At 61.5% G+C, this 22,099-nt stretch carries 21 protein-coding genes and 1 tRNA gene; 10 read left to right on the top strand and 12 right to left on the bottom strand.

The genetic code is table 11. From position 1 onward, the window contains the following. Positions 1-105: 105 nt before the first annotated feature. Genes C4Q27_RS10205 through C4Q27_RS10190 form a run of 4 tightly spaced genes read right to left on the bottom strand, consistent with a single transcriptional unit; the run spans position 106 to position 3,079 of the window. A complete protein-coding gene (locus tag C4Q27_RS10205; RefSeq protein WP_014589362.1) occupies positions 106-795 on the bottom strand; it encodes an ABC transporter permease in 690 nt (229 codons plus the stop codon). Further along, positions 795-1,487 carry an ABC transporter permease gene (locus tag C4Q27_RS10200; protein WP_003255749.1) on the bottom strand — a complete coding sequence of 231 codons (693 nt, stop codon included), beginning with the start codon at positions 1,485-1,487 and terminating at the stop codon, positions 795-797. Before C4Q27_RS10200 ends, C4Q27_RS10205 begins: the two co-directional genes overlap by 1 nt. A 54-nt stretch (positions 1,488-1,541) precedes the next feature. After that, entirely contained in the window at positions 1,542-2,294 is a 753-nt protein-coding gene (locus tag C4Q27_RS10195) for an ABC transporter substrate-binding protein (protein WP_021782626.1), read from the bottom strand. A gap of 11 nt (positions 2,295-2,305) precedes the next feature. Beyond that, a complete protein-coding gene (locus C4Q27_RS10190) occupies positions 2,306-3,079 on the bottom strand; it encodes an ABC transporter ATP-binding protein (RefSeq protein ID WP_003255746.1) in 774 nt (257 codons plus the stop codon). 631 nt (positions 3,080-3,710) lie between these two features. Here C4Q27_RS10190 and gabP point away from each other — a divergent pair. Continuing rightward, positions 3,711-5,096, top strand: coding sequence for a GABA permease (gabP, locus tag C4Q27_RS10185; RefSeq protein ID WP_104886806.1), 1,386 nt, complete (start codon positions 3,711-3,713; stop codon positions 5,094-5,096). Positions 5,097-5,333: 237 nt separating this feature from the next. Here the strand turns inward: gabP and C4Q27_RS10180 are convergent, their stop codons facing one another. Beyond that, entirely contained in the window at positions 5,334-5,768 is a 435-nt protein-coding gene (locus C4Q27_RS10180) for a hypothetical protein (RefSeq protein WP_104886805.1), read from the bottom strand. Positions 5,769-6,007: 239 nt separating this feature from the next. On the opposite strand from C4Q27_RS10180, the gene C4Q27_RS10175 reads away from it, so the two are divergent. Beyond that, entirely contained in the window at positions 6,008-6,235 is a 228-nt protein-coding gene (locus C4Q27_RS10175; RefSeq protein ID WP_019439077.1) for a hypothetical protein, read from the top strand. Positions 6,236-6,422: 187 nt separating this feature from the next. On the opposite strand, the gene C4Q27_RS10170 is transcribed toward C4Q27_RS10175, so the two are convergent. The 4 genes from C4Q27_RS10170 to C4Q27_RS10155 all read right to left on the bottom strand — a co-directional run bounded on the left by C4Q27_RS10170 (position 6,423) and on the right by C4Q27_RS10155 (position 10,168). Next, a tRNA-Phe gene (locus C4Q27_RS10170) sits at positions 6,423-6,498 on the bottom strand. A 90-nt stretch (positions 6,499-6,588) separates the two neighbouring features. After that, complete coding sequence (locus tag C4Q27_RS10165; protein ID WP_003255742.1) at positions 6,589-6,861, bottom strand: oxidative damage protection protein; 273 nt, start codon at positions 6,859-6,861, stop codon at positions 6,589-6,591. Further along, positions 6,858-7,925: an A/G-specific adenine glycosylase gene (mutY, locus tag C4Q27_RS10160; protein WP_010951654.1), complete on the bottom strand. Its 1,068-nt coding sequence runs from the start codon at positions 7,923-7,925 to the stop codon at positions 6,858-6,860. Before mutY ends, C4Q27_RS10165 begins: the two co-directional genes overlap by 4 nt. Continuing rightward, positions 7,922-10,168, bottom strand: a complete 2,247-nt coding sequence (locus C4Q27_RS10155) for an AsmA family protein (protein WP_064490890.1) — start codon at positions 10,166-10,168, stop codon at positions 7,922-7,924. The genes mutY and C4Q27_RS10155 overlap by 4 nt, the downstream gene beginning before the upstream one ends. Positions 10,169-10,436: 268 nt before the next feature. Here C4Q27_RS10155 and C4Q27_RS10150 point away from each other — a divergent pair, with 268 nt between their 5' ends. From C4Q27_RS10150 to hisF, 6 genes are all read left to right on the top strand, one after another. Beyond that, complete coding sequence (locus C4Q27_RS10150) at positions 10,437-12,098, top strand: OFA family MFS transporter (RefSeq protein WP_014755064.1); 1,662 nt, start codon at positions 10,437-10,439, stop codon at positions 12,096-12,098. 186 nt (positions 12,099-12,284) lie between these two features. Then, positions 12,285-12,878, top strand: coding sequence for an imidazoleglycerol-phosphate dehydratase HisB (gene hisB, locus C4Q27_RS10145; protein WP_003255736.1), 594 nt, complete (start codon positions 12,285-12,287; stop codon positions 12,876-12,878). Next, positions 12,879-13,517 carry an imidazole glycerol phosphate synthase subunit HisH gene (gene hisH / locus C4Q27_RS10140; RefSeq protein WP_014589369.1) on the top strand — a complete coding sequence of 213 codons (639 nt, stop codon included), beginning with the start codon at positions 12,879-12,881 and terminating at the stop codon, positions 13,515-13,517. Next, positions 13,518-13,778 (top strand): DUF2164 domain-containing protein, encoded by a 261-nt coding sequence (locus C4Q27_RS10135; protein ID WP_064490892.1) that lies wholly within the window; start codon positions 13,518-13,520, stop codon positions 13,776-13,778. It abuts the gene before it with no gap. Positions 13,779-13,805: 27 nt separating this feature from the next. Then, positions 13,806-14,543 carry a 1-(5-phosphoribosyl)-5-[(5-phosphoribosylamino)methylideneamino]imidazole-4-carboxamide isomerase gene (hisA, locus tag C4Q27_RS10130; RefSeq protein WP_064490893.1) on the top strand — a complete coding sequence of 246 codons (738 nt, stop codon included), beginning with the start codon at positions 13,806-13,808 and terminating at the stop codon, positions 14,541-14,543. 10 nt (positions 14,544-14,553) lie between these two features. Beyond that, positions 14,554-15,324 carry an imidazole glycerol phosphate synthase subunit HisF gene (gene hisF, locus C4Q27_RS10125; RefSeq protein ID WP_104886804.1) on the top strand — a complete coding sequence of 257 codons (771 nt, stop codon included), beginning with the start codon at positions 14,554-14,556 and terminating at the stop codon, positions 15,322-15,324. Between the two features lie 173 nt (positions 15,325-15,497). Here the strand turns inward: hisF and choV are convergent, their stop codons facing one another. From choV to C4Q27_RS10110, 3 genes are all read right to left on the bottom strand, one after another. Further along, positions 15,498-16,676, bottom strand: a complete 1,179-nt coding sequence (gene choV / locus C4Q27_RS10120) for a choline ABC transporter ATP-binding protein (protein ID WP_010951660.1) — start codon at positions 16,674-16,676, stop codon at positions 15,498-15,500. Next, on the bottom strand, positions 16,673-17,521 hold the full coding sequence (gene choW / locus C4Q27_RS10115; protein ID WP_172830946.1) for a choline ABC transporter permease subunit: 849 nt from the start codon (positions 17,519-17,521) through the stop codon (positions 16,673-16,675). Before choW ends, choV begins: the two co-directional genes overlap by 4 nt. Before the next feature lie 81 nt (positions 17,522-17,602). After that, positions 17,603-18,550 (bottom strand): choline ABC transporter substrate-binding protein, encoded by a 948-nt coding sequence (locus tag C4Q27_RS10110; RefSeq protein WP_014589371.1) that lies wholly within the window; start codon positions 18,548-18,550, stop codon positions 17,603-17,605. A gap of 452 nt (positions 18,551-19,002) precedes the next feature. Here C4Q27_RS10110 and C4Q27_RS10105 point away from each other — a divergent pair, with 452 nt between their 5' ends. Continuing rightward, entirely contained in the window at positions 19,003-20,379 is a 1,377-nt protein-coding gene (locus C4Q27_RS10105; RefSeq protein WP_010951662.1) for an L-serine ammonia-lyase, read from the top strand. A gap of 501 nt (positions 20,380-20,880) precedes the next feature. Next, positions 20,881-21,987, top strand: a complete 1,107-nt coding sequence (locus tag C4Q27_RS10100) for a GlxA family transcriptional regulator (RefSeq protein WP_010951663.1) — start codon at positions 20,881-20,883, stop codon at positions 21,985-21,987. The last annotated feature ends 112 nt before the right edge of the window (positions 21,988-22,099 follow it).

Below are 22,099 nucleotides of genomic sequence, written 5' to 3'. Positions count from 1 at the left end.
GTGTGTTGGGGTTGAGGGCCTGTTCGCGGGTAAACCCGCTCCTACGAAGGTTCAGCATAGGCCTGTTGTAGGAGCGGGGGTGCCCGCGAAGATGGCTAGGAGATGTCAGCGGCCTTGGCAGGCATCCACGCGCAACCAGCGCTCCAGCAGCTTGAAGCCTTGCACCAGCATGAACGAGATCACCAGGTAGAACACGCCTGCGGCGAAGAAGATTTCCACCGGCAGGTAGGTGCGGGCGATGATGGTACGGGCCATGCCGGTCAGCTCCAGCAGGGTCACGGTACTGGCCAGGGCACTGGCCTTGAGCATCAGGATCACTTCGTTGCTGTACGCCGGCAGGCCGATGCGCGCGGCGCGTGGCAGCATGATGTAGAACAGCGCCTTGCCCCGCGACATGCCCAGCGCCCGGGCCGCTTCGATCTCACCTTTGGGGATCGACTGCAGCGCGCCACGCAGGATCTCGGCAATGTACGCGGCGGTGTGCAGGGTCATGGTCAGCACCGTGCACCAGAACGGATCGCGCAGGTACGGCCACAGCGAACTGGAGCGCACTGCATCGAACTGCGCCAGGCCGTAATAGACCAGGAACAACTGCACCAGCAGCGGCGTGCCACGGAAGAAGAAGATGTAGCTGAACGGCACCGCGCGCACGTACCAGTGGCGCGAGGAACGGGCGATGCCCAGCGGGATGGCCAGGATCAACCCTGCAACCACGGCAATGGCCACCAGCTCCAGGGTCAGGACCGCACCCTCGGCCAGGCGTGGCAGCCATTTGAAGATGACTTCCCAATTCATTATTCAGCCCTCGCAAAGCCGCGAGCGGCGCGTTTTTCCATGAAATGCATACCGGTCATGGCAAGCACGGTCAGGCCCAGGTAGATGCAGGCCGCGACCATATAGAAGGTGAACGGCTCTTTGGTCACGGTCACGCCGATCTGCGAATGACGCATGATTTCTTCAAGGCCGATTACCGATACCAGGGCGGTGTCCTTCATCAGGATCATGAACAGGTTGCCAAGGCCGGGCAGGGCGATGCGCCACATCTGCGGCAGGATGATCCGCGAGAGGATGCGGCCCTTGGACAAGCCCAGCGCCAGGCCAGCTTCGCGGTGGCCTTTGGGGATCGCCAGGATGGCGCCACGGAACACTTCGGTGGCGTAGGCGCCAAAGCACAGGCCCAGGGCGATCACGCCCGCGGCGAAGGCGCTTAGCTCAAGGCCCGGCATGTTCAGGGCTTCGCCGAGGCTGTTCATGAGCCCGACGGTGCCGAAATAGATAAGCAGCACCCACAGCAGTTCGGGCACGCCGCGAACCAGGGTCGAGTAGAAGCCGCCAAGCCATTGCAGCGGCTTGAGCGGGGAGGTCTTGGCCAGGGCGCCGAGCAGGCCCAGGACCAGCCCCAACAGCAAGGCGCAAAGCGCCAGTTTTACGGTCATCAGGGTGCCGGCCATCATGGCCGGACCGAATCCGTGCAGGTCGATATTCATGGGCAGGTCATTTTAGGGACTGGCGCGCCGCAAGGGCGCGCCGGTCAGGGCGGATCATTCGATGCTGAACGGGAAGTACTTGTCGTTGATTTTCTTGTACGTACCGTCGGCTTTGATTTCTGCCAGGGCTTTGTTCAGGTCGTCGCGCAGCTTGGTGTCACCTTTGCGCACGGCAATGCCGATCTTGTCGCTGTCCATCACCGGCTCGCCCTTGAACTCGAAGTTCGAGCCGTCTTTGCTTTTCAGCCACTCGTACTGCACGTACTTGTCGGCCAGGATGCCGTCGATACGACCGGAAACCAGGTCAAGGTAGGCGTTTTCCTGGGTGTCGTACAGTTTGATATCGACATCCGGGTAGTTGTCTTCAAGGTAGGTCCCGGCCAGGGTGGCGCGCTGGGTGCCGATGACCTTGCCCTTGAGCGACGCTTTGTCGGTCTTGAAATCGACGTTTTTCGGCGCGATGAACTGCAGCTTGTTGGAGTAGTACGGATCGGTGAAGTCCACAGCCTGCTTGCGTTCGTCGGTGATCGACAGCGACGACACCAGGAAGTCGAACTTCTTGGCGTTCAGGGCCGGGATGATGCCGTCCCAGTCGGAGGTAACGACCGAGCACTCGACTTTCATCTTGGCGCACAGGGCGTCGCCAATGTCTTTGTCGAAGCCAACCACGTTACCGCTGGCATCCTTGTTGTTGAACGGTGGGTAGGCGGCTTCGATGCCCATGCGCAGTTTTTCTGCGGCCATGGCGTTTGCCGACATCACCAGCGTGGCAGCAGCTGCCAGGAGAAACTTCTTGTAGGTGTGCATGTATTGCTCCGTTAGCGGTGGCTGGACATGAATTGCTTGCAACGCGCCGAGGTCGGGTTTTCGAAGACCTGCTGCGGCGATCCCTGCTCTTCGACCAGGCCCTGGTGCAGGAAGACGACTTCACTGGACACATGGCGGGCAAAGCTCATCTCGTGCGTCACCAGCAGCATGGTACGGCCTTCTTCGGCCAATGCGCGGATAACGTTAAGCACTTCCTGGACCATTTCCGGATCGAGGGCCGAAGTGGGCTCGTCGAACAGGATGACCTTGGGCTTCATGGCCAGGGTACGGGCAATGGCGGCGCGCTGTTGCTGGCCACCGGAAAGCTGGGCGGGGTAGCTGTGGCGTTTGTCGTAGATGCCGACCTTGTTCAGCAGCGCTTCGGCGGCTTCGATGGCCTCGGCCTTGCTTTGGCCGAGCACGCGGCGTGGCGCCTCGATGATGTTGTCGAGGATCGACATGTGCGGCCACAGGTTGAAATTCTGGAAGACAAAGCCGATTTCGCTGCGCAGGCGATTGATCTGGCGGTTGTCGGCTGCGATCAGGTCGCCATTCTTGGCGGCTTTGAGCTTGAGAGCTTCGCCGGCGACCAGGATTTCGCCCTGGTGCGGGTTCTCGAGCAGGTTGATGCAGCGCAGCAGGGTGGACTTGCCGGAGCCGGACGACCCCAGGATGGAGATCACGTCACCGTCGCGAGCGGTCAGCGAAATGCCCTTTAGAATTTCCTGCTCGCCGTAGCGTTTGTGCAAATTGCGGATTTCCAGCGCGGGCGTGGCCTGAGCCATGTGCGGTCCTCATGTGTTCGGGTGCGTTCCCAGCTGTTGGCGGCCTTCCTGGCGTGCGCCAAGCTAGCATAGCGGCATTATGACGGCCAACAGGGTCGCCGGGGACTGGGGGCGCTGGTGGGGCAGTTTGTCGCATCGCTACAGCGTAACGTCGCGCAGATGTCCGCGAAGGTGTCGCCCAGCACCAGAGCCTTGATGAAAAAAGGCGCGATGGTGCCAGCTTTGGCCGGCTCATGGAAGCTGTTTTGACCCATTGGAGGGGTAAACCCGACCTTTTGCCAGTGCAAACGGGTTCACCCACGAATGCCATGTTGATGTCACAAGGTTGTACCCATGGGTTGCACTTTTTGGCATTGCAGTGGTGCACAGGTGTTACCGAGGAGCACCTTTGGTGCATTTGTAAGTGGGTATTTCAGTAATCCGCTGATTTGATGCCCTTTCGGTCATGCAACGGCCGAAAGCCCTCCAGGCCGCATCCTAAAAGGCCTGCAGAATTTTCTGACGAGTGCATTCGTCATATGGCGCGCTTATTGCCAGTTGGAAACCGCCGATTGCAGCGACGCCTAGGTCATCCCCTGGCGCGCTCTGTACCCGCAGTCGGCGTGGTCCACTCCTTACAAAGGTAGTTTCAATGAGCGGTAACAATTCCAATGACCTCGCTCAGGGGCTCAAACAACGGCATGTGACCATGCTGTCCATCGCTGGCGTCATCGGTGCCGGCCTGTTCGTAGGCTCCGGCCACGCCATCGCAGCGGCCGGCCCTGCCGTGCTGCTGGCTTACGCTGCCGCCGGTACGCTGGTCGTGCTGGTGATGCGTATGTTGGGTGAAATGGCAGTCGCCTCGCCTGACACCGGTTCGTTCTCTACGTATGCCGACCGCGCCATCGGGCGCTGGGCCGGTTTCACCATTGGCTGGCTGTACTGGTGGTTCTGGGTGTTGGTAATTCCGCTGGAGGCCAACGCCGCCGCGGCCATTCTGCATGCCTGGTTCCCGGCGGTTGACCTGTGGGCGTTCTCCCTCATCATTACCCTGGCACTGACACTTACCAACCTGTGCAGCGTGAAGAACTACGGTGAGTTCGAGTTCTGGTTTGCCCTGCTCAAAGTGCTGGCGATCATCGGCTTCATCGCCGTGGGCTGTGCTGCCTTGTTCGGCTTTGTACCGAGCAGCCAGGTGAGCGGTGCCAGCCACCTGTTCGATACCCAGGGCTTCATGCCCAACGGCCTGGGCGCAGTGCTGGCAGCCATGCTGACCACCATGTTCTCGTTCATGGGTACCGAAATCGTCACCATCGCCGCTGCCGAGTCGAAGGACCCGGGCAAGCAGATCAGCCGTGCCACCAACTCGGTAATCTGGCGTATCTGCCTGTTCTACCTGGTGTCGATCTTCCTGGTCGTGGCCCTGGTGCCGTGGAACGACCCGGCCCTTGCCGAGACGGGCTCCTACCAGACCGTGCTGAGCCGTATCGGTGTGCCGAATGCCAAGCTGATCGTCGACATTGTCGTGCTGATTGCCGTGACCAGCTGCCTGAACTCGGCGTTGTACACTTCTTCGCGCATGTTGTTCTCGCTGAGCAAGCGTGGCGACGCCCCGGCCATCGCCCAGCGCACCACCAAGGCGGCGACCCCGCATGTGGCGGTACTGCTGTCCACCGCAGCGGCATTCCTTTGCGTGTTCGCCAACTTCGTGGCACCGGCCCAGGTGTTTGAGTTCCTGCTGGCCAGCTCTGGCGCCATCGCGCTGCTGGTGTACCTGGTGATTGCCGTTTCGCAGCTGCGCATGCGCGCCCAGAGTGAAGCCCGCGGCGAGAAGATCACCTTCAAGATGTGGCTGTTCCCGGGCCTGACCTGGGCGACCATTGCCTTCATCGTTGCCATTCTGGTGGTCATGGCGCTGCGTGAGGATCACCGTGCGGAGATCATTGCGACTGCGCTGCTGAGTATTGGTGTGGTGGCGGCTGGCTTGCTGGTGCACCGCAAGCGCGAGGCTGCCGGGCGGGCGGTGCTGGACAGCTGATCGGCGCTGGCTGAAATGAAAAGGCCGCACCTTGTGAAGGGTGCGGCCTTTTTTTGTGGCCTGTGATGGCCCTTTCGCGGGCAAGCCCGCAGGTTCACCACAGGCCCGTAGGCGCGGGGTTACCCGCGAAAGGGCCGGGCTGCTGGCCAATTTCCTTGGCTAATCACCGTTGCAGCCGCCATCGTATTCGCGGGTAAACCCGCTCCTACAGGGGGCGCAACAGGTTATATGGCCCTGTCAGCCGAACTGCTTCTGCTGTTTGGCCACCAGTTCGGAAGCGGCGATATAGGCGTCTTGGAACTCATCACTCTCCAGCCAGGCCATGGTGGTCTCTTCGTCAGCGCCGTCCAGCCATTTGCGGTAGGCGTTGAACACCAGCACGATGTAGTCGGTGGCGTGTTCTTCCTTGTGCCCCTTGAGCACCAGGGCGAGCAGCGGATCCACCAGGAACACCGAGATCATTGGCACCAGGCCGCCTTCCTGAGCTTCCTTCATCTTGTTGAACATCGCGTCGTAGCTGCCCGACTCCATGGCCTTGTTGTACACCTGCTCGACGCTGGCGCTGTCGCCGGCACTGGCCTTGACCGCTTGGCCGCTGCGAACCATGCGGTTCTGCTTGGCCTTGCTGGCGGCGCGCTTGGCGCGTTTCTGTTGCTTGGTGGGGGTGGCCATGGGGAAATCCTTGGGTGTGTCTGAAAGTGCGCGTATTGAAGCGCAATTGCCCGATAAACCCAAGCAGCGCGCCTGGGCGCTGCAGCTTGAGATGTCTGTGGGATACATATCCAGATTATGCGGACCGTGGGCCCTGCGTAGCTTCTCTCCTGCTGCCAGCCATGCTGGCTGGCAGCCTGTCACTGCGCCAATTCGGCGTCTGTGAGTGATGCGCACGTTTGCGCTACAAAGGAGGAGTCATGAAGCACTTTTATCTGGTCACCCTGTACGGCTACACGGACGATGGCAGGGTTTACTATCCAACCGGTTTCGCCGGTTGCGACGAGCAAAGGATTACAAAGGCTGACATCGCCGCCATTATCGAAAAAGGCAAGCAACACGGCCACCTTCAGTTGCACAGCATCTCCTACATGGGGCACATGACCGAGGACGCATTCAATCATCTTCGTTCCATGTCGGACGAGTAAGGTTTGGCCCGCAGTCTGCTTAGGCTGCGGGTTTCTCGATTGCAGGGCGAGCCTTCAGGTTGCGTTGTGAAATCTGGTGTTCTTCGAAGCCGCCTGAAGTTAAAAATCACAGACAACAAAAAACCCGCACTAGGCGGGTTTCTTGTTGTCGCTTCGGGTAACTTTGCAACCACCAGAAGCTTGAAGGTGGTGCCCAGAGACGGAGTCGAACCGCCGACACGAGGATTTTCAATCCTCTGCTCTACCGACTGAGCTATCTGGGCGACGAGGTGAATTAAATAGATTTCCGGACCGCTCGTCAACGACTTTTTGAAAAAATTTTAAATTAATTCCGTCGCTTACGATTTTTGGGGTCATTCGGCCGGTGGAACGTAGCCTTCGGCCTGGGCGTATTCTTCGCCGGCGAAAAACTTGTCCATCTCAGCCTGGAGGAATTTGCGGTCCTCGGCGTTCATCATGTTCAGGCGCTTCTCGTTGATCAGCATGGTCTGGTGCTTCTGCCAGTCGGCCCAGGCTTTCTGCGAGATGTGTTCGAAGATGTCCTGGCCCTTGGCACCGGGATAGGGCGGGCGTTCCAGGCCTGGCAGTTCTTCTTGGTATTTGCGGCACATCACGGTGCGGGTCATCGGGCGTCTCCTGCGATCAGTTCGTCGGCCGCGCGTTCAAGCAGCTTTTTCACCGGGGCGGCGAGGCCCAGGCGCGGCGGGGTGGCGAGGTTATACCAGAGCCAGTCGGCCTCGGCCACGTGCTCGCCGACCGGGTCGACGTGCACGAGCCAGGGCTCGATCGCCAGCTGGAAGTGGCTGAAGGTATGGGTCAGGCCGTCCATGGCGTGGCGGCCAGCCAGGCGCAGGCCGTGCTGGTAGGCCAGGTCGTCGAGCTGGGCGATGTCGTCCAGCTCCGGCAGGCTCCACAAGCCCCCCCAAAGGCCGCTGGAAGGGCGTCGATAAAGCAGGATGGCACCTTCGTGGTTGGCCAGCAGTGGCATCAGTGTGCGCCGTTGCGGCAGAGCCTTGCGTGGCTTGGGCTCGGGGTAGCGGGTTTCTTCGCCGTGCAGGTGCGCTTCGCAGCCGCGCTGCAACGGGCAGATCAGGCAACTGGGCTTGCTGCGCGTGCACAGCGTGGCGCCCATGTCCATCATCGCCTGGGTGTAGTGGTTGGCGCGTTGTTGCGGGGTAAAGCGCTCGGCGGTGGCCCATAGCTGGTTGGCAACCTTGGGTTCGCCAGGGTAGCCGGCCTGGGCGGTGTAGCGTGCCAGCACGCGCTTGACGTTGCCGTCGAGGATCGGTGCGCGGATGCCCATGCTGATGCTGGCGATGGCGCCGGCAGTGGAGCGGCCAATGCCGGGCAGCTCGGTAAGCTGCTCGACACTGCGCGGGAATTCGCCGCCATGTTGTTCGACGACGACCTTGGCGGCCTTTTGCAGGTTGCGTGCGCGGGTGTAGTAGCCCAGGCCCGTCCACAGGTGCAGCACTTCGTCCTCCGGTGCCTCGGCCAGGGCTTGCACGGTTGGCAGGGCCTGCATGAAGCGGTCGAAGTAATTGAGCACGGTGCTGACCTGGGTCTGCTGCAACATGATTTCCGACACCCACACCCGGTACGGCGTGATGCCCTGTTGCCAGGGCAGGTCGTGCCGGCCGTGCTCGTCATACCAGTCCAGCACTGCGCTGGAGAACTGCTCGGGGCTCATCGGTTGAACAGCCCCTTGAGCGCGTCTTTCAGTTCCGGGCTCACTTTGTCTCCAAGTTTTTCGTCAAGTTTTTCATCGATCTTGTCTTTCAGGCGGTTGCCGGCCAGCTTGGCGGCAACCTTGCCCAGGCCGTTCTGGTCCAGGCGGCAGGCCTTTGCGCCAAGTTCCAGCGGACCACGGCAGCGCAGGGGGACTTCAACACCCACATAACGTTCGTTGACCTGGCAGGCCGGGTCCGGCATGGCACGCTGGTCGCCTTCGACGACTATGCCGATGTTGTAGTCCATGCCCAGCACGCGCAGGTCGAGGTCACCATGGCCATTGACGGTCAGACCCGGGATGCGCGCCTTGAGGTCCGGGTTGCTGGCGACGCCGTTGCGTACTACCAGGCTGCCGCGCAGCTCCTGGAACGGGGTGTCCTTGCCGCGTGGTTCGCTGCTCAGCGTCTTGCGATTGAGCGTGGCGATGGCCTGGCACAGCTGCTGTTCCAGGTTGGCATTGACCAGCACGCCATCGTTGATGGCGAAGTTTGCGCTGCCGTTCAGGGTGTCGACCAGTGCTTTCTGGCTGTTACCGGTGGCTGTCAGATCACTGGTCAGGGTCAGCAGGCCCTTGACCGGCGGCGTCTGTTCCTTGCCTTCGGTCTTGATGAAGTGTTCCACCGGCACCCGCTGGATATTGGTGTTCACACCCAGCTGTGGCACGGCAGGGCGCACGTCGACCGTGCCCTTGGCTTCGAAGGTGCCGTTGTACAGCTCTCCGCGCAGGGTTTGCAGGGTCAACAGGCCGCCTTGGCCAACGGCCTTGAGCTGGGCGCTCTCGATCGGCAGCTTATCCAGGGTCAACGAGCCGAAGGCCAGGTCGGCCTGCAGGTCGAGGGCGCGCAGACGGTCGACCGGCAGCAGCTTGTCGTCGCTCCATGCCACTTGTGTTGGGGCGTTGGGCAGTGGTGTGGTGCCGGCACCGGCTACGGCGCTGGCCTCTTGTTGCTTGACCTCGGCCTGGCGCGCAGCGGTGGCGCCCTTGGCTTCTTCGCTCTTGGCCGGCAGGTAGCGGTCGGCGTCGAAGGTGTCGCCCTTAAGCTGCAGGCGCAGGGCTTGTTTGGCGAAATCTTCGACGGCCACGCGGCCGCTGAAGGTGCTGTCGTCCAGCTTCACTGCCAGGTCTTCCAGGGCCAGGCTGCTGGGTGTGCCCTGCAGGCGAGTCACCAGCTCCAGCTTGGCGAAGGCGGCCGGGTCGTTGGTGGCCGGCAGCGGGTGGCCAATGCTTTCAAGGAAGGCGCGCAGGTTGAACTGGGCGATGGACAGGCCGCCGCTCAGCTGGGGTGCCTTGTCCAGATCACGCAGGTTCAGCTCACCGAGGGCGCGCAGTTGGTTGGCCGAAAGTTTCAGGCCGTTCCACGAGGCGACATTGGCGGCCAGGTCGACCAGCAGTTGGCCTTGGGCGGCGAAGGTCACGGTCTTGCCGCCGGTAGGCTCACCCGAGGTCTCGCCCGACAGGCGCATGTCTTCGAAGTTGTAGCGCTTGAGCTTGCGGTCGAAGCGCAATTCGCCAGCCAGCTCGGTACGGGCCTTGATGCTCGGCTGGCTGGCGCTGATGAAGGCGCTGGCCTTGAGCGCAATGTTTGCGCCTTCATGGATTGGGCCGGTGCTCAGCTGGATGCTTTCGGCGCTGTAGCTGTGGCCGGTCTTGGCATCGGTGTACTGCACGCGGGCGTTGTTCACGGTCAGGCTGTCGATGTCCAGCTTGATGGCGCGGTCGTTGCTGTTGGTGGTCGCAGGCGTCTGCTCGGCAGGTGCCTGTGCGGATGCATCGGTGCTTGCGCCATTCTGCGCGGGCAGCGGTTTGCCGATGTCCTCCCAGTTGCCATGGCCCTGTTCGTCACGCGCCAGGGTCAGGTTCAGGCCCTCGACACGTACGTCGCTCATTTGCACTTCGCGGCGCAGCAGCGGCAGCACACGGACCGAAAGGCCAAGCATCTGCAGGTCGGCGAACGGTTCCTTGGGTTTGTTCAAGGTGGCGATGCTGGCTTCGTGCAGCTCCAGGCCCAGCCACGGGAACAGGCTCCAGCCGATGTCACCGTTGAGGGTCAGTTCGACGTGCGCCTTGTCGCGTGCCAGCTGGCGAATCTCGTCTTTGTAGTCGTTGGGATCAAAGAGGTGGGTCAGGGCGAAGCCCAGCGCCACGATGATCAGCAGTAACCCGAGAAGCCCCAGTCCCAGGATTTTGCCGAACGCTTTCATGGGCGAGTCCTTTTAGTCCGTTAGTGAGTTCAGGCGGCAGAGTATAACGCTGTCGCGGTTACCCCCGCTTGTACGACTAGAGATGTAGGAAATTCCTACGCCTGTATCAGAGAGTATGGCTTTCGACAGCCTAATATTGAGGTTTTGCCGGGAACATGACCGTTTCAGTCAGGCGAAAATGAACGATGGCAGATTGCCTTCATGCTGCTTGATGCTGCTACCCTTGCGCCGCTTTGCGAGCACCCTCCCTATAACAAGGATCAGATTCATGACCAGTACCGTCGCGACGGGAACCTTGGCCAGTGAGCCAGGCTTCCTGTCGAAGGAACGCATAATCGCCCGCCCGGGCTTCAACCGCTGGCTGGTCCCGCCAGCTGCCCTGGCCATTCACCTGTGCATCGGTATGGCCTACGGCTTCTCGGTATTCTGGCTGCCTTTGTCGCAAGCCCTGGGGATCACCGCCCCCGTCGCCTGTGCGGCAGACATGGGCTTCATGGCCCGGATGTTCAGCGCCGAATGCGACTGGCCAATCTCGATGCTGAGCTGGATCTACACCCTGTTCTTCGTCTTCCTCGGTTGCTCGGCGGCGGTGCTGGGCGGCTGGCTGGAGCACGCCGGCCCGCGCAAGGCTGGCCTGGTGTCGGCCTTGTGCTGGTGCGGTGGCATGCTGCTTTCGGCGATAGGTGTGAAAACCCATCAGCTGTGGCTGATGTGGCTTGGCTCGGGCGTGATTGGCGGTATCGGTCTGGGCCTGGGCTACATCTCACCCGTGTCGACCTTGATCAAGTGGTTCCCGGACAAACGCGGCATGGCCACCGGTATGGCGATCATGGGCTTTGGCGGCGGGGCCATGGTCGGGGCGCCGCTGGCCACCGCGCTTATGGGGCATTTTGGCAATGAGCACGAGGTTGGCGTATGGCAGAGTTTTGTCGCCATGGCGGCAATCTACTTTGTGTTCATGACCGCTGGCGCCCTGGCGTATCGCGTACCACCGACCGGCTGGAAGCCTGAGGGCTGGGCTGCGCCGTTGAAGAATGCCGGTAACGCCATGGTCACCGACCGTCATGTGCACGTCAGTGTGGCCTGGAAGACCCCGCAGTTCGCGCTGATCTGGCTGGTGCTGTGCCTGAACGTGTCGGCGGGCATCGGCATTTTGGGCATGGCGTCACCGCTGCTGCAGGAAGTGTTCGCCGGTAAATTACTGGGCAACGAACTGACCTTCAGCCAGCTGAGCACTGCGCAGCTGGCGCAGATTGCCGCGATCGCCGCCGGCTTTACCGGCCTGCTGAGCCTTTTCAACATTGGCGGCCGGTTCTTCTGGGCATCGTTCTCCGATTACATCGGCCGCAAGAACACCTACTTTGCCTTCTTCGCCTTGGGCGTGGGCTTGTACAGCCTGGTGCCTAACATGGGTCACCTGGGCAACGTGGCGCTTTTCGTGGCAGCGTTCTGCATCATCCTATCGATGTATGGAGGTGGTTTTGCAACCGTGCCGGCCTACCTGGCCGACCTGTTCGGCACGCAGATGGTGGGTGCCATCCATGGCCGCCTGCTGACCGCCTGGGCGGCAGCGGGGGTGCTGGGGCCGGTGCTGATCACCTACCTGCGCGAGTATCAACTGGCAGCGGGCGTGGAGCGGGCGGCGGCTTATGACATGACCTTGTACATCCTCGCGGGTCTGCTGGTGCTGGGCTTTATCTGCAACATGCTGGTGCGCCCGGTGGCCGACAAGCACTTCATGAGTGATGCCGAACTGGCGGCCGAGCGGGCGTTGAGCCATGACAAGGGCGCCGATGGGGCGCGGTCGCTGGAGTGGAAAGCGGCTCCAGGCAGCCTGCCACTGGTGCTGCTGGCCTGGGCGGTGGTGGTCGTGCCGTTGGCCTGGGGTGTCTGGGTGACCTTGCAGAAGACCGCTGTGCTGTTCCATTGATCAGCAGGGGGGGCGCGTTGCGCCCCTTTCGCAGATGCAGGAGCGGGCCGTTGTGGTTGTATAGACCTGTAGCGGCATCCAGCCCGCGTAAAACCTGGCTTTGCCATATGTCATCCGCGTTTCAAGCTGGCGCGTTCTGGGCCTATAATGAAACCCTTTTCGCCCAATGATTTTGCGGAGCTGGTGATGGTTGAACGTAAGGCTTCCGTCGAGCGCAATACCCTGGAAACCCAGGTCAAGTGCTCGATCAACCTCGATGGCAGTGGCAAGGCCCGATTCGATATCGGTGTGCCCTTCCTTGAACACATGCTGGACCAGATCGCCCGCCATGGGTTGATCGATCTGGATATCGAGTGCAAGGGTGACACGCATATCGACGATCACCATACCGTCGAAGACGTCGGCATCACCCTGGGCATGGCATTCGCCCAAGCCATCGGTGACAAGAAAGGTATCTTCCGCTACGGCCACGCCTACGTGCCGCTGGACGAAGCGCTGTCACGCGTGGTCATCGACTTCTCTGGCCGCCCAGGCCTGCAGATGCACGTACCGTATACCCGTGCAAGCGTTGGCGGCTTCGATGTCGACCTGTTCCAGGAGTTTTTCCAGGGCTTCGTCAACCACGCCCTGGTAACCCTGCATATCGACAACCTGCGTGGCCACAATACCCACCACCAGATCGAAACCGTATTCAAGGCTTTCGGCCGCGCCCTGCGCATGGCCATCACCCTCGACGAGCGTATGGCCGGGCAGATGCCTTCCACCAAAGGGTGCCTGTAAATGCAAACGGTAGCCGTAATCGACTATGGCATGGGTAACCTGCACTCGGTGGCCAAGGCGCTTGAGCACGTAGGTGCAGGTAAAGTGCTGGTTACCAGCGATGCCTCAGTGATCCGCGAGGCCGACCGTGTGGTGTTCCCGGGCGTGGGCGCGATTCGCGACTGCATGGCCGAGATCCGCCGCCTGGGCTTCGACAGCCTGGTGCGCGAAGTCAGCCAGGACCGCCCGTTCCTCGGCATCTGCGTCGGTATGCAGGCGCTGCTCGAGCACAGTGAGGAAAACACTGGCGTCGACTGCATTGGCCTGTTCCCTGGCCAGGTGCGCTTTTTCGGCAAAGACCTGCAAGAAGAGGGCGAGCACCTGAAGGTGCCGCACATGGGCTGGAACGAAGTCAGCCAGACCATCGACCACCCGCTGTGGCACGACATCCCTGACCGCGCACGTTTCTACTTCGTGCACAGCTACTACATCAATGCCGGCAAGCCGGGCCAGGTGGTGGGTCGCGGTCACTATGGCGTCGACTTTGCCGCAGCGCTGGCCGACGGTTCGCGTTTTGCCGTGCAGTTCCACCCGGAGAAGAGCCATACCCATGGCCTGCAGCTGCTGCAGAACTTCATCGCCTGGGACGGGCGCTGGTAAATGAGCAGGTCGAAGACCAAAGCCCCGACCATCACCCTGGCCCCCGAGCAGGAGCGCGAAGCGCTCGACAGCTTGAAGCGTTTTCTCGAAGACCGCTTCGAGCTGCAGTTGGGGTCGTTCGAGGTGGCCGAGGTCCTCGAGCTGTTCAGCAAAGAGATTGCACCCCATTACTACAACAGGGCGATTGCCGATGTTCAGCTGCACCTCAAGGAGCGGTTCGAGAGCATCGAAAGCGACCTGTGGGCACTCGAGAAGCCCTGAAACCCAACAAATAGACAGGTTCCCAAGATGCTGATTATCCCCGCTATCGATCTGAAGGACGGTGCTTGCGTGCGCCTGCGCCAGGGCCGCATGGAAGACTCTACGGTATTTTCCGACGACCCGGTGAGCATGGCCGCCAAGTGGGTCGAGGGTGGCTGCCGCCGCCTGCACCTGGTCGACCTCAACGGAGCCTTCGAAGGCCAGCCGGTCAATGGTGAAGTGGTTACCGCCATCGCCAAGCGCTACCCGAACCTGCCGATCCAGATCGGCGGCGGTATCCGTTCGCTGGAAACCATCGAACACTACGTCAAGGCTGGCGTCAGCTACGTGATCATCGGCACCAAGGCCGTCAAGCAGCCCGAGTTCGTCGCTGAAGCGTGCAAAGCCTTCCCGGGCAAGGTCATCGTCGGCCTGGACGCCAAGGACGGTTTCGTCGCCACCGACGGTTGGGCTGAAGTGAGCTCGGTGCAGGTCATCGACCTGGCCAAGCGTTTCGAGGCCGATGGCGTCTCGGCGATCGTCTACACCGACATCGCCAAGGACGGCATGATGCAGGGCTGCAACGTGCCCTTCACCAAGGCACTGGCTGAAGCCACCCGTATCCCGGTGATCGCCTCGGGCGGCATTCACAACCTGGGCGACATCAAGGCCCTGCTGGACGCCAAGGCCCCGGGCATCATCGGCGCCATCACCGGCCGTGCCATCTACGAAGGCACCCTGGATGTCGCTGAGGCCCAGACCTTCTGTGACAACTACCAAGGCTGAGGACTGAACCATGGCACTGGCCAAGCGCATTATCCCTTGCCTGGACGTGGACAACGGCCGGGTGGTCAAGGGCGTCAAGTTCGAGAACATCCGTGATGCCGGCGACCCGGTGGAAATCGCCCGTCGCTACGACGAGCAAGGTGCCGACGAAATCACCTTTCTCGACATCACCGCCAGCGTCGATGGGCGCGACACCACGCTGCATACCGTCGAGCGCATGGCCAGCCAGGTGTTCATCCCGCTGACGGTTGGTGGTGGCGTGCGGACCGTGCAGGACATCCGCAACCTGCTCAACGCCGGTGCCGACAAGGTCTCGATCAACACCGCCGCGGTGTTCAACCCAGAGTTTGTCGGTGAGGCGGCGGACCGTTTCGGTTCGCAGTGCATCGTTGTCGCCATCGATGCCAAGAAAGTGTCCGGGCCAGGTGAAGCGCCGCGCTGGGAGATTTTCACTCACGGCGGGCGCAAGCCGACCGGGCTGGATGCAGTCGAGTGGGCGAAGAAGATGGAAGGCCTGGGCGCTGGCGAGATCCTGCTGACCAGCATGGACCAGGACGGCATGAAGAACGGCTTCGACCTGGGCGTTACCCGCGCTATCAGTGATGCGCTGGGGATTCCGGTGATTGCCTCGGGGGGTGTGGGTAACCTGCAGCACTTGGCAGACGGCATTCTGGAAGGGCATGCCAGCGCGGTGCTGGCGGCCAGCATCTTCCACTTTGGCGAGTACACAGTGCCGGAGGCCAAGGCCTACATGACTTCGCGCGGGATTGTCGTTCGCTGATCCATTGATCGGGGCTGCTTTGCAGCCCTTCGCGGGCACGCCCGCTCCCACAGAGATCTCAGCAAACCTGGACTGCCCCCCAAGAGTTGGATTGGTGTCCAACTTCTTGGGGGCAGTCCTAACCTGTGGGAGCGGGCGTGCCCGCGAAGGGCCGCGAAGCGGCCCCAATTGCCTCACCCGTGGTTCTTGCCGAGCAGCGCGTGGTAAAGCTCGGTATCCCCGAGTATCCCCACCACCCTGTCGTTATCCTGCAGCACCAGCTTGTTGCCAGTTTGATAACGAATCTGCAGTGCCTCACGCATGCCGATGTCGGCGTGCACCACGGTCGGTCTGCGCTCCAGCAGCTCCACATCTTGCCCCGGTGCCCATTTCTGCATGTCCAGCCCGTTCTGGCCTTGGCGTGCACGCTTGAGCGCGCCGCCTTCGCCAAGGTCCAGCCATGAATCGATACCTGGGTCCAGGCACACCGAGCCATTGACCCGCTTGCAGTTGTCCAGGCTGCGCATCAGGCTGCGCCCGCACAGCACGTTCAGCGGGTTGGTATGGGCGACGAAGGTGCGCACGTATTCGTCGGCCGGGTTCAGCACGATCTCCTCCGGCTTGCTGTACTGGATGATCCGACCGTCCTTCATGATCGCGATTCGGGTACCCAGTTTCAGCGCCTCGTCCAGGTCGTGGCTGACGAACACGATGGTTTTGCTCAGCTTGGCCTGCAGGCCAAGCAGCTCATCTTGCAGGCCCTGGCGGATCAGTGGATCCAGGGCCGAGAACGGTTCGTCCATCAGCAAGATGTCGGCATCCATCGCCAGCGCCCGGGCCAGGCCCACGCGCTGCTGCATGCCGCCAGACAGCTCATCCGGCTTCTTGTTGCGCCACTGGGTCAGGCCCACCAGCTCAAGCTTCTCGTCGACCAGCTTGCGCCGTTCCTTTTCCGGGCGACCCTGCATTTCCAGGCCGAAGCTGATGTTCTCGCGCACCGTCAGCCAAGGCATCAGGGCAAACTTCTGGAACACCATGGCAATGCGCTTGGTGCGCATCATCTTCAGCTCGGCCGCGGAGCAGTTGGCAATGTCGATGTGCTTGCCTTCGTGTTCGACGAACAACTTGCCACGGCTGACAGTGTTGAGGCCGTTGATGCAGCGCAGCAGGCTCGACTTGCCCGAACCGGACAAGCCCATCAGCACGCAGATCTCGCCTTTGTTGATATCGAGGTTGGCCTTTTCGACACCTACCACCAGGCCGGTCTGCTTGAGGATCTGCTCGCGGGTCTGGCCTTGGTCCAGCAGCGCCAGTGCCTCGCGCGGCTTGTTGGAGAAGATGACGTCGACGTCTTCGAAACGAATGATGCTCATGCCTCACCCCTTACCGGCAGTTCCGGTTGCTTGCAGATACGGTCGAGCATGATTGCCAGCAGCACGATCGCCAGGCCCGCTTCGAAGCCCAGGGAGATATCGGCGGTGTTCAGTGCGTTGACCACAGGTTTGCCCAGGCCATCAGCGCCAACCAGGGCGGCAATGACCACCATCGACAGCGACAGCATGATGCATTGAGTGACACCGGCGGCGATGCTTGGCATCGCGTGCGGCAGTTCGATACGGGTAAGCAGCTGACGACGCGAGCAGCCAAAGGCCTTGCCGGCGTCCATCAGCTCCTGCGGCACGTCGCAGATGCCCAGGTAGGTCAGGCGAATGGGCGCGGCAATGGCGAACACCACGGTGGAGATCAGCCCCGGCACCACGCCCAGGCCGAACAGGGTCAGGGTAGGGATCAGGTAGACGAAGGTGGGCACCGTCTGCATCAGGTCGAGCACCGGGCGCATGGCGGTATAGAACATCGGCTTGTGCGCAGCGAGGATGCCCAGAGGCACGCCGATCACCACACATACCACTGTGGCGAAGGTGACCTGCGCCAGGGTCTCCATGGTTTCCTGCCAGTAACCCAGGTTGAGGATCAGCAGGAACGACAGGGCGACAAATGCGGTCAGTGCCCACTTGCGCTGGATGAAATGCGCCAGGGCGGCGAACAGGGCGATAAGTACGAACGGGTTGAAGAAAGTCAGGGCGCTGGTGACGCCATGGATCATGAACTCCAGGCCTTGCGCGATGGCGTCGAAGTAATTCGCGCCGTTCTGGGTCAGCCATTCGACGAACGACGCGATGTACTGGCCCAGGGGTATTTTCTGATCGATAAGCATGATAGCGAGCTTCCACCTGCATAGATTGAAATCAACCCGGGGCAGGCACGGTCCTGCCCCGAGGTAGCGCTACTGCGTAGTTCGTTATTGCGTAAGCTTGGCCTTGACCGCCTCCAGGCCAGGTTTGCCATCCACGGTGGTAACGCCGGCCAGCCAGGCATCCAGCTTGCCTGGGTTGTCCTTGATCCATTTCTTGGCGGCGGCTTCGGGTTTCATCTTGTCGTCCAGGACATAGCCCATCATGGTGCTTTCATCCTTGAGCTCGAACGACAGGTTCTTAAGCAGTTGGCCAACGTTGCTGCATTCCTGCGTATATCCCTTGCGGGTGTTTGTCAGCACGGTCGCCTTGCCGAAGTCGGGGCCGAAGAATTCGTCCCCGCCGGTCAGGTACTGCATCTTGAAGCGGGTGTTCATCGGGTGTGGCTCCCAGCCCAGGAACACCAAGGCCTCGCCGCGTTTCTGCGCGCGATCAACCTGCGACAGCATGCCCGCCTCGCTGGACTGCACGATCTTGAAACCGGCGTCCTTCAAGCCAAAGGCGTTCTTGTCGATCATGCTCTGGATGGTGCGGTTGCCGTCGTTACCCGGTTCGATGCCGTAGATCTTGCCGTTCAGTTCCTTCTTGAACTTGGGAATGTCGCTGAAATCCTTCAGGCCCTTGTCGTACAGCGCCTGGGGGACTGCCAGGGTGTACTTGGCGTTTTCCAGGTTGGCGCGCACGGTTTCTACCGTGCCGGCATCGCGGTACTGCTTGATGTCGTTCTCCATGGTCGGCATCCAGTTGCCGAGAAACACGTCCAGGTCCTTGCCGGTGGCCAGCGACTTGTACGTCACCGGTACCGAGATCATGGTGGTGTGGGTTTTGTAACCCAGGGCTTCGAGCACAACGCTGGTGGTCGCGGTCGTGACTGTGATGTCGGTCCAGCCGACATCGGAGAAGCGTACAGTCTGACATTGCTCGGGTTCGGCTGCTTGGGCCAGCAATGGCGCGGACAGCAACGCAACCAGCAACAGCGAGGGTGAACCTTTCATGGATGGACTCCTGAGATATTGTCTTCGGGTTCGCGTGGGTCGCCGGGCTTTCTGAGGGTCCGGTCGACCAGGCCTGCAGAGGGCAGGATGCGTGGCCGTGCTTTACGAGTCGCTTTCGATAATCCTCCAGCGCCGGGCAATCGCCTACTGGTGGGGTCGTATCCAGTACGGAACGGGTCGTATCCAGTATGGGCGATGTCGCTTATGGATTTTTCCACCCCCTCGCGCGCATTTTTGCGTCACCAGGCCGCTGGAAAACGGCGCGGTGGGCGCAGTTCCTGGTTGAAAACAGCGCGGCGCTGCTGGACAAAAGTACGTCGGTTGCAGACGGCGAGGTGGGCGGTAAAAGCCCGATGATGCTGGCATTCAAGGCGGCCCGCTGTTTGAGCCTAGCAGCTACGCCGCCCTGCGCATGGCGCGCAGAGACAAGCCCAGCAAGAGGTGATTCGACAATGGCCATCAGCGTGTTCGACCTGTTCAAGATCGGTGTCGGGCCCTCCAGCTCCCACACCGTCGGCCCCATGCGTGCTGGCGCCCTGTTCGTTCAGGGCCTGCGAGAACGCGGCGAGCTGGAACGTGTAAAGCGGATCGAAGTGCGCCTGTATGGCTCGCTGTCGGCCACCGGTATCGGTCATGGCACCGACAACGCCACCATCATGGGCCTGATGGGCGAGTGGCCTGACGCCATTGACCCGACCCAGATCGTGCCGCGTATCGCCGACCTGCGCGAAACCAACACCCTGCAGCTGGATAGCCGCTTGCCCATCGAGTTTGTCTGGGCCCGCGACATGCTGCTGCTGGACGAGAACCTGCCCTATCACCCCAACGCCATGACCCTGATTGCCGAAGGCGAGCAGGGCGAGTTGCACCGCGACACCTATTACTCGGTGGGCGGCGGCTTTGTGGTCGATGCAGCCCAAGCCGCCAGCGGTGTGCTGGATGCTGACCAGACAGTGCTGCCGTACGACTTCAACAGCGCCGCCGAACTGCTGCGCCTGTGCAAGCAAAACGACCTCAGCGTGTCGCAATTGATGATGGCCAACGAGAAGGTCTGGCGCAGCGAGGAAGACATCCGCGCTGGCCTGCACAAGCTCTGGGAAGCCATGCAGGAATGCGTCAACAACGGCCTCAAGTACGAGGGCACGCTACCCGGCGGGCTGAACGTGCGTCGCCGCGCCGCCAAGCTGCACCGCAGCCTGCAGGAAATCGGCAAGCCCAACGTGATCGGCTCGACCATGAGTGCCATGGAATGGGTCAACCTGTTTGCCTTGGCGGTCAATGAAGAAAACGCCGCCGGTGGGCGCATGGTGACCGCGCCTACCAACGGCGCGGCGGGCATCATCCCGGCAGTGCTGCATTACTACATGCGCTTCAGCGATGCGGTGGATGAATCCAGTGTTGTCGATTACTTCCTGGCTGCCGCCGCTGTGGGCATCCTGTGCAAGAAGAACGCTTCGATCTCTGGTGCCGAAGTGGGCTGCCAGGGGGAAGTCGGCTCGGCCTGCGCGATGGCCGCAGCGGGGCTTGCCGAAGTGCTCGGCGCCACCCCGCCACAGGTTGAGAACGCCGCTGAAATTGCCCTGGAACACAACCTTGGCCTGACCTGCGACCCGGTGGGCGGGTTGGTGCAAGTGCCCTGCATCGAGCGCAACGCGATTGCTGCGGTGAAGGCCATCAACGCGGTGCAGATGGCGTTGCGCGGCGATGGTGAGCACTTCATTTCCCTCGACCAGGTAATCCGCACCATGCGCGATACCGGCGCCGATATGCACGACAAGTACAAAGAGACCTCGCGCGGCGGCCTGGCGGTCAGCGCTATCGAGTGCTGATTTCCTGATCTGACCTTCTGGGCGTCTTCGCGGGCAAGCCCGCTCCTACAGGAACTGTGCAATCCCTGTAGGAGCGGGCTTGCCCGCGAAGACGCCCTTGAGGCTGATGCAGGTGCAACACAACCGCCTATGCCTCTTTATGGTGCGGTGATGGGCGCCCCGCCTACCGATCGTCGGATGTCGCGATCAGTGTAGGCCTTGTCGGTGACACTTAAGGGTGTCGCTTCTGGGAAACCCACGCGGCGCGTGTCACTAAACTGCTCAACCGTTACAGGCAACGCGCTAGCTCGCCTGTTCTGGACGACTGGCCAACACGATGCAAGCACTTGAAATGCCCAGTAAAGGCGTCGTTTTCAGGTTTTTTTGGATAGCCGTTCAATTTTAGGCACGACGTTTGCGTTGAGATTGGCAAGCCTACCCCCGGAAAATGACCGAGGGGTCATAACAAGAAGTAAGTGCCCGCCTGAGGCACACCCTGCATTTGTGTGAGGAGAAATCGCGATGACGTCGTACACCTCCGGGAATCCAACCCAGAACCGCACAACACCCCAGTCCATCGGGTTTCTTCTATTGGACAATTTCACCCTGATTTCCCTGGCATCGGCGGTCGAGCCGCTGCGCATGGCCAATCAGCTGTCTGGCCGTGAGCTGTATCGCTGGCACACGCTGACGATCGATGGCGGCCAGGTGTGGGCCAGCGATGGCCTGCAAATCACACCGGATGCCGCAATCAGCAATGCTCCGCCCATCGACACCGTGATTGTCTGTGGTGGTGTTGGCATCCAGCGCTCCGTCACCCGTGAACACGTCACCTGGCTGCAAGCCCAGGCCCGTCAGTCGCGCAGGCTGGGCGCCGTGTGCACCGGCAGTTGGGCACTGGCCTGCGCCGGCCTGCTCGACGGCTTCGATTGCAGCGTGCACTGGGAATGCCTGGCCGCAATGCAGGAAGCCTTCCCGCGGGTGAACATGAGCACCCGCCTGTTCACCCTTGACCGCAACCGCTTCACCAGCTCCGGTGGCACCGCGCCGCTGGACATGATGCTGCACCTGATCAGCCGTGATCACGGCCGCGAGCTGTCGGCGGCGATCTCCGAGATGTTCGTCTACGAGCGTATTCGCAACGAGCAGGACCACCAGCGTGTGCCGCTCAAGCACATGCTTGGCACCAACCAGCCGAAGTTGCAGGAAATCGTCGCGCTGATGGAGGCCAATCTTGAGGAACCGATCGACCTGGACGAACTGGCGGTCTATGTGTCGGTTTCGCGACGCCAGCTGGAGCGCCTGTTCCAGAAGTACCTGCACTGCTCACCTTCGCGCTACTACCTGAAGTTGCGCCTGATCCGCGCGCGGCAGCTGCTGAAGCAGACGCCGATGTCGATCATCGAAGTGGCATCGGTATGCGGCTTCGTGTCGACCCCGCACTTCTCCAAGTGCTATCGCGAGTACTTCGGTATTCCGCCGCGTGACGAGCGTGTGGGCTCCAACACCGCACAGCAGGTAGCCATGATGCCGATTCCGCAGGCCATGACCCTGTCGCCGCACAGCGGGCCGATGGCGGCCCTGAGCCAGGCGCGCAACGAGTCGACATTTGCCAGTGTAAGGCTCTGATACCGCGCCGGCCTCTTCGCGGGCACGCCCGCTCCCACAGGTCACCCGCTGAACTAAGCCAGCGGTGATCTGTGGGGGCGGGCTTGTTCCGCGAAGAGGCCGGGCCTGGGTA

This window comes from Pseudomonas sp. SWI36, from assembly GCF_002948105.1.
GTDB lineage: Bacteria > Pseudomonadota > Gammaproteobacteria > Pseudomonadales > Pseudomonadaceae > Aquipseudomonas > Aquipseudomonas alloputida.
The sequence above is the reverse complement of the archived record's forward strand: the minus strand, read 5'-3'. Positions and strand labels throughout refer to the sequence as shown.

Coding starts and splice junctions, on each gene's coding strand:
- C4Q27_RS10105 (WP_010951662.1), top strand. CDS start 19,003: ATGGCCATCAGCGTGTTCGACCTGTTCAAGATCGGTGTCGGGCCCTCC.
- C4Q27_RS10205 (WP_014589362.1), bottom strand. CDS start 795: ATGAATTGGGAAGTCATCTTCAAATGGCTGCCACGCCTGGCCGAGGGT.
- hisF (WP_104886804.1), top strand. CDS start 14,554: ATGGCACTGGCCAAGCGCATTATCCCTTGCCTGGACGTGGACAACGGC.
- C4Q27_RS10150 (WP_014755064.1), top strand. CDS start 10,437: ATGACCAGTACCGTCGCGACGGGAACCTTGGCCAGTGAGCCAGGCTTC.
- C4Q27_RS10135 (WP_064490892.1), top strand. CDS start 13,518: ATGAGCAGGTCGAAGACCAAAGCCCCGACCATCACCCTGGCCCCCGAG.
- choV (WP_010951660.1), bottom strand. CDS start 16,676: ATGAGCATCATTCGTTTCGAAGACGTCGACGTCATCTTCTCCAACAAG.
- C4Q27_RS10110 (WP_014589371.1), bottom strand. CDS start 18,550: ATGAAAGGTTCACCCTCGCTGTTGCTGGTTGCGTTGCTGTCCGCGCCA.
- C4Q27_RS10200 (WP_003255749.1), bottom strand. CDS start 1,487: ATGAATATCGACCTGCACGGATTCGGTCCGGCCATGATGGCCGGCACC.
- gabP (WP_104886806.1), top strand. CDS start 3,711: ATGAGCGGTAACAATTCCAATGACCTCGCTCAGGGGCTCAAACAACGG.
- C4Q27_RS10100 (WP_010951663.1), top strand. CDS start 20,881: ATGACGTCGTACACCTCCGGGAATCCAACCCAGAACCGCACAACACCC.
- C4Q27_RS10195 (WP_021782626.1), bottom strand. CDS start 2,294: ATGCACACCTACAAGAAGTTTCTCCTGGCAGCTGCTGCCACGCTGGTG.
- C4Q27_RS10175 (WP_019439077.1), top strand. CDS start 6,008: ATGAAGCACTTTTATCTGGTCACCCTGTACGGCTACACGGACGATGGC.
- C4Q27_RS10155 (WP_064490890.1), bottom strand. CDS start 10,168: ATGAAAGCGTTCGGCAAAATCCTGGGACTGGGGCTTCTCGGGTTACTG.
- C4Q27_RS10165 (WP_003255742.1), bottom strand. CDS start 6,861: ATGACCCGCACCGTGATGTGCCGCAAATACCAAGAAGAACTGCCAGGC.
- hisB (WP_003255736.1), top strand. CDS start 12,285: ATGGTTGAACGTAAGGCTTCCGTCGAGCGCAATACCCTGGAAACCCAG.
- hisA (WP_064490893.1), top strand. CDS start 13,806: ATGCTGATTATCCCCGCTATCGATCTGAAGGACGGTGCTTGCGTGCGC.
- C4Q27_RS10190 (WP_003255746.1), bottom strand. CDS start 3,079: ATGGCTCAGGCCACGCCCGCGCTGGAAATCCGCAATTTGCACAAACGC.
- hisH (WP_014589369.1), top strand. CDS start 12,879: ATGCAAACGGTAGCCGTAATCGACTATGGCATGGGTAACCTGCACTCG.
- mutY (WP_010951654.1), bottom strand. CDS start 7,925: ATGAGCCCCGAGCAGTTCTCCAGCGCAGTGCTGGACTGGTATGACGAG.
- C4Q27_RS10180 (WP_104886805.1), bottom strand. CDS start 5,768: ATGGCCACCCCCACCAAGCAACAGAAACGCGCCAAGCGCGCCGCCAGC.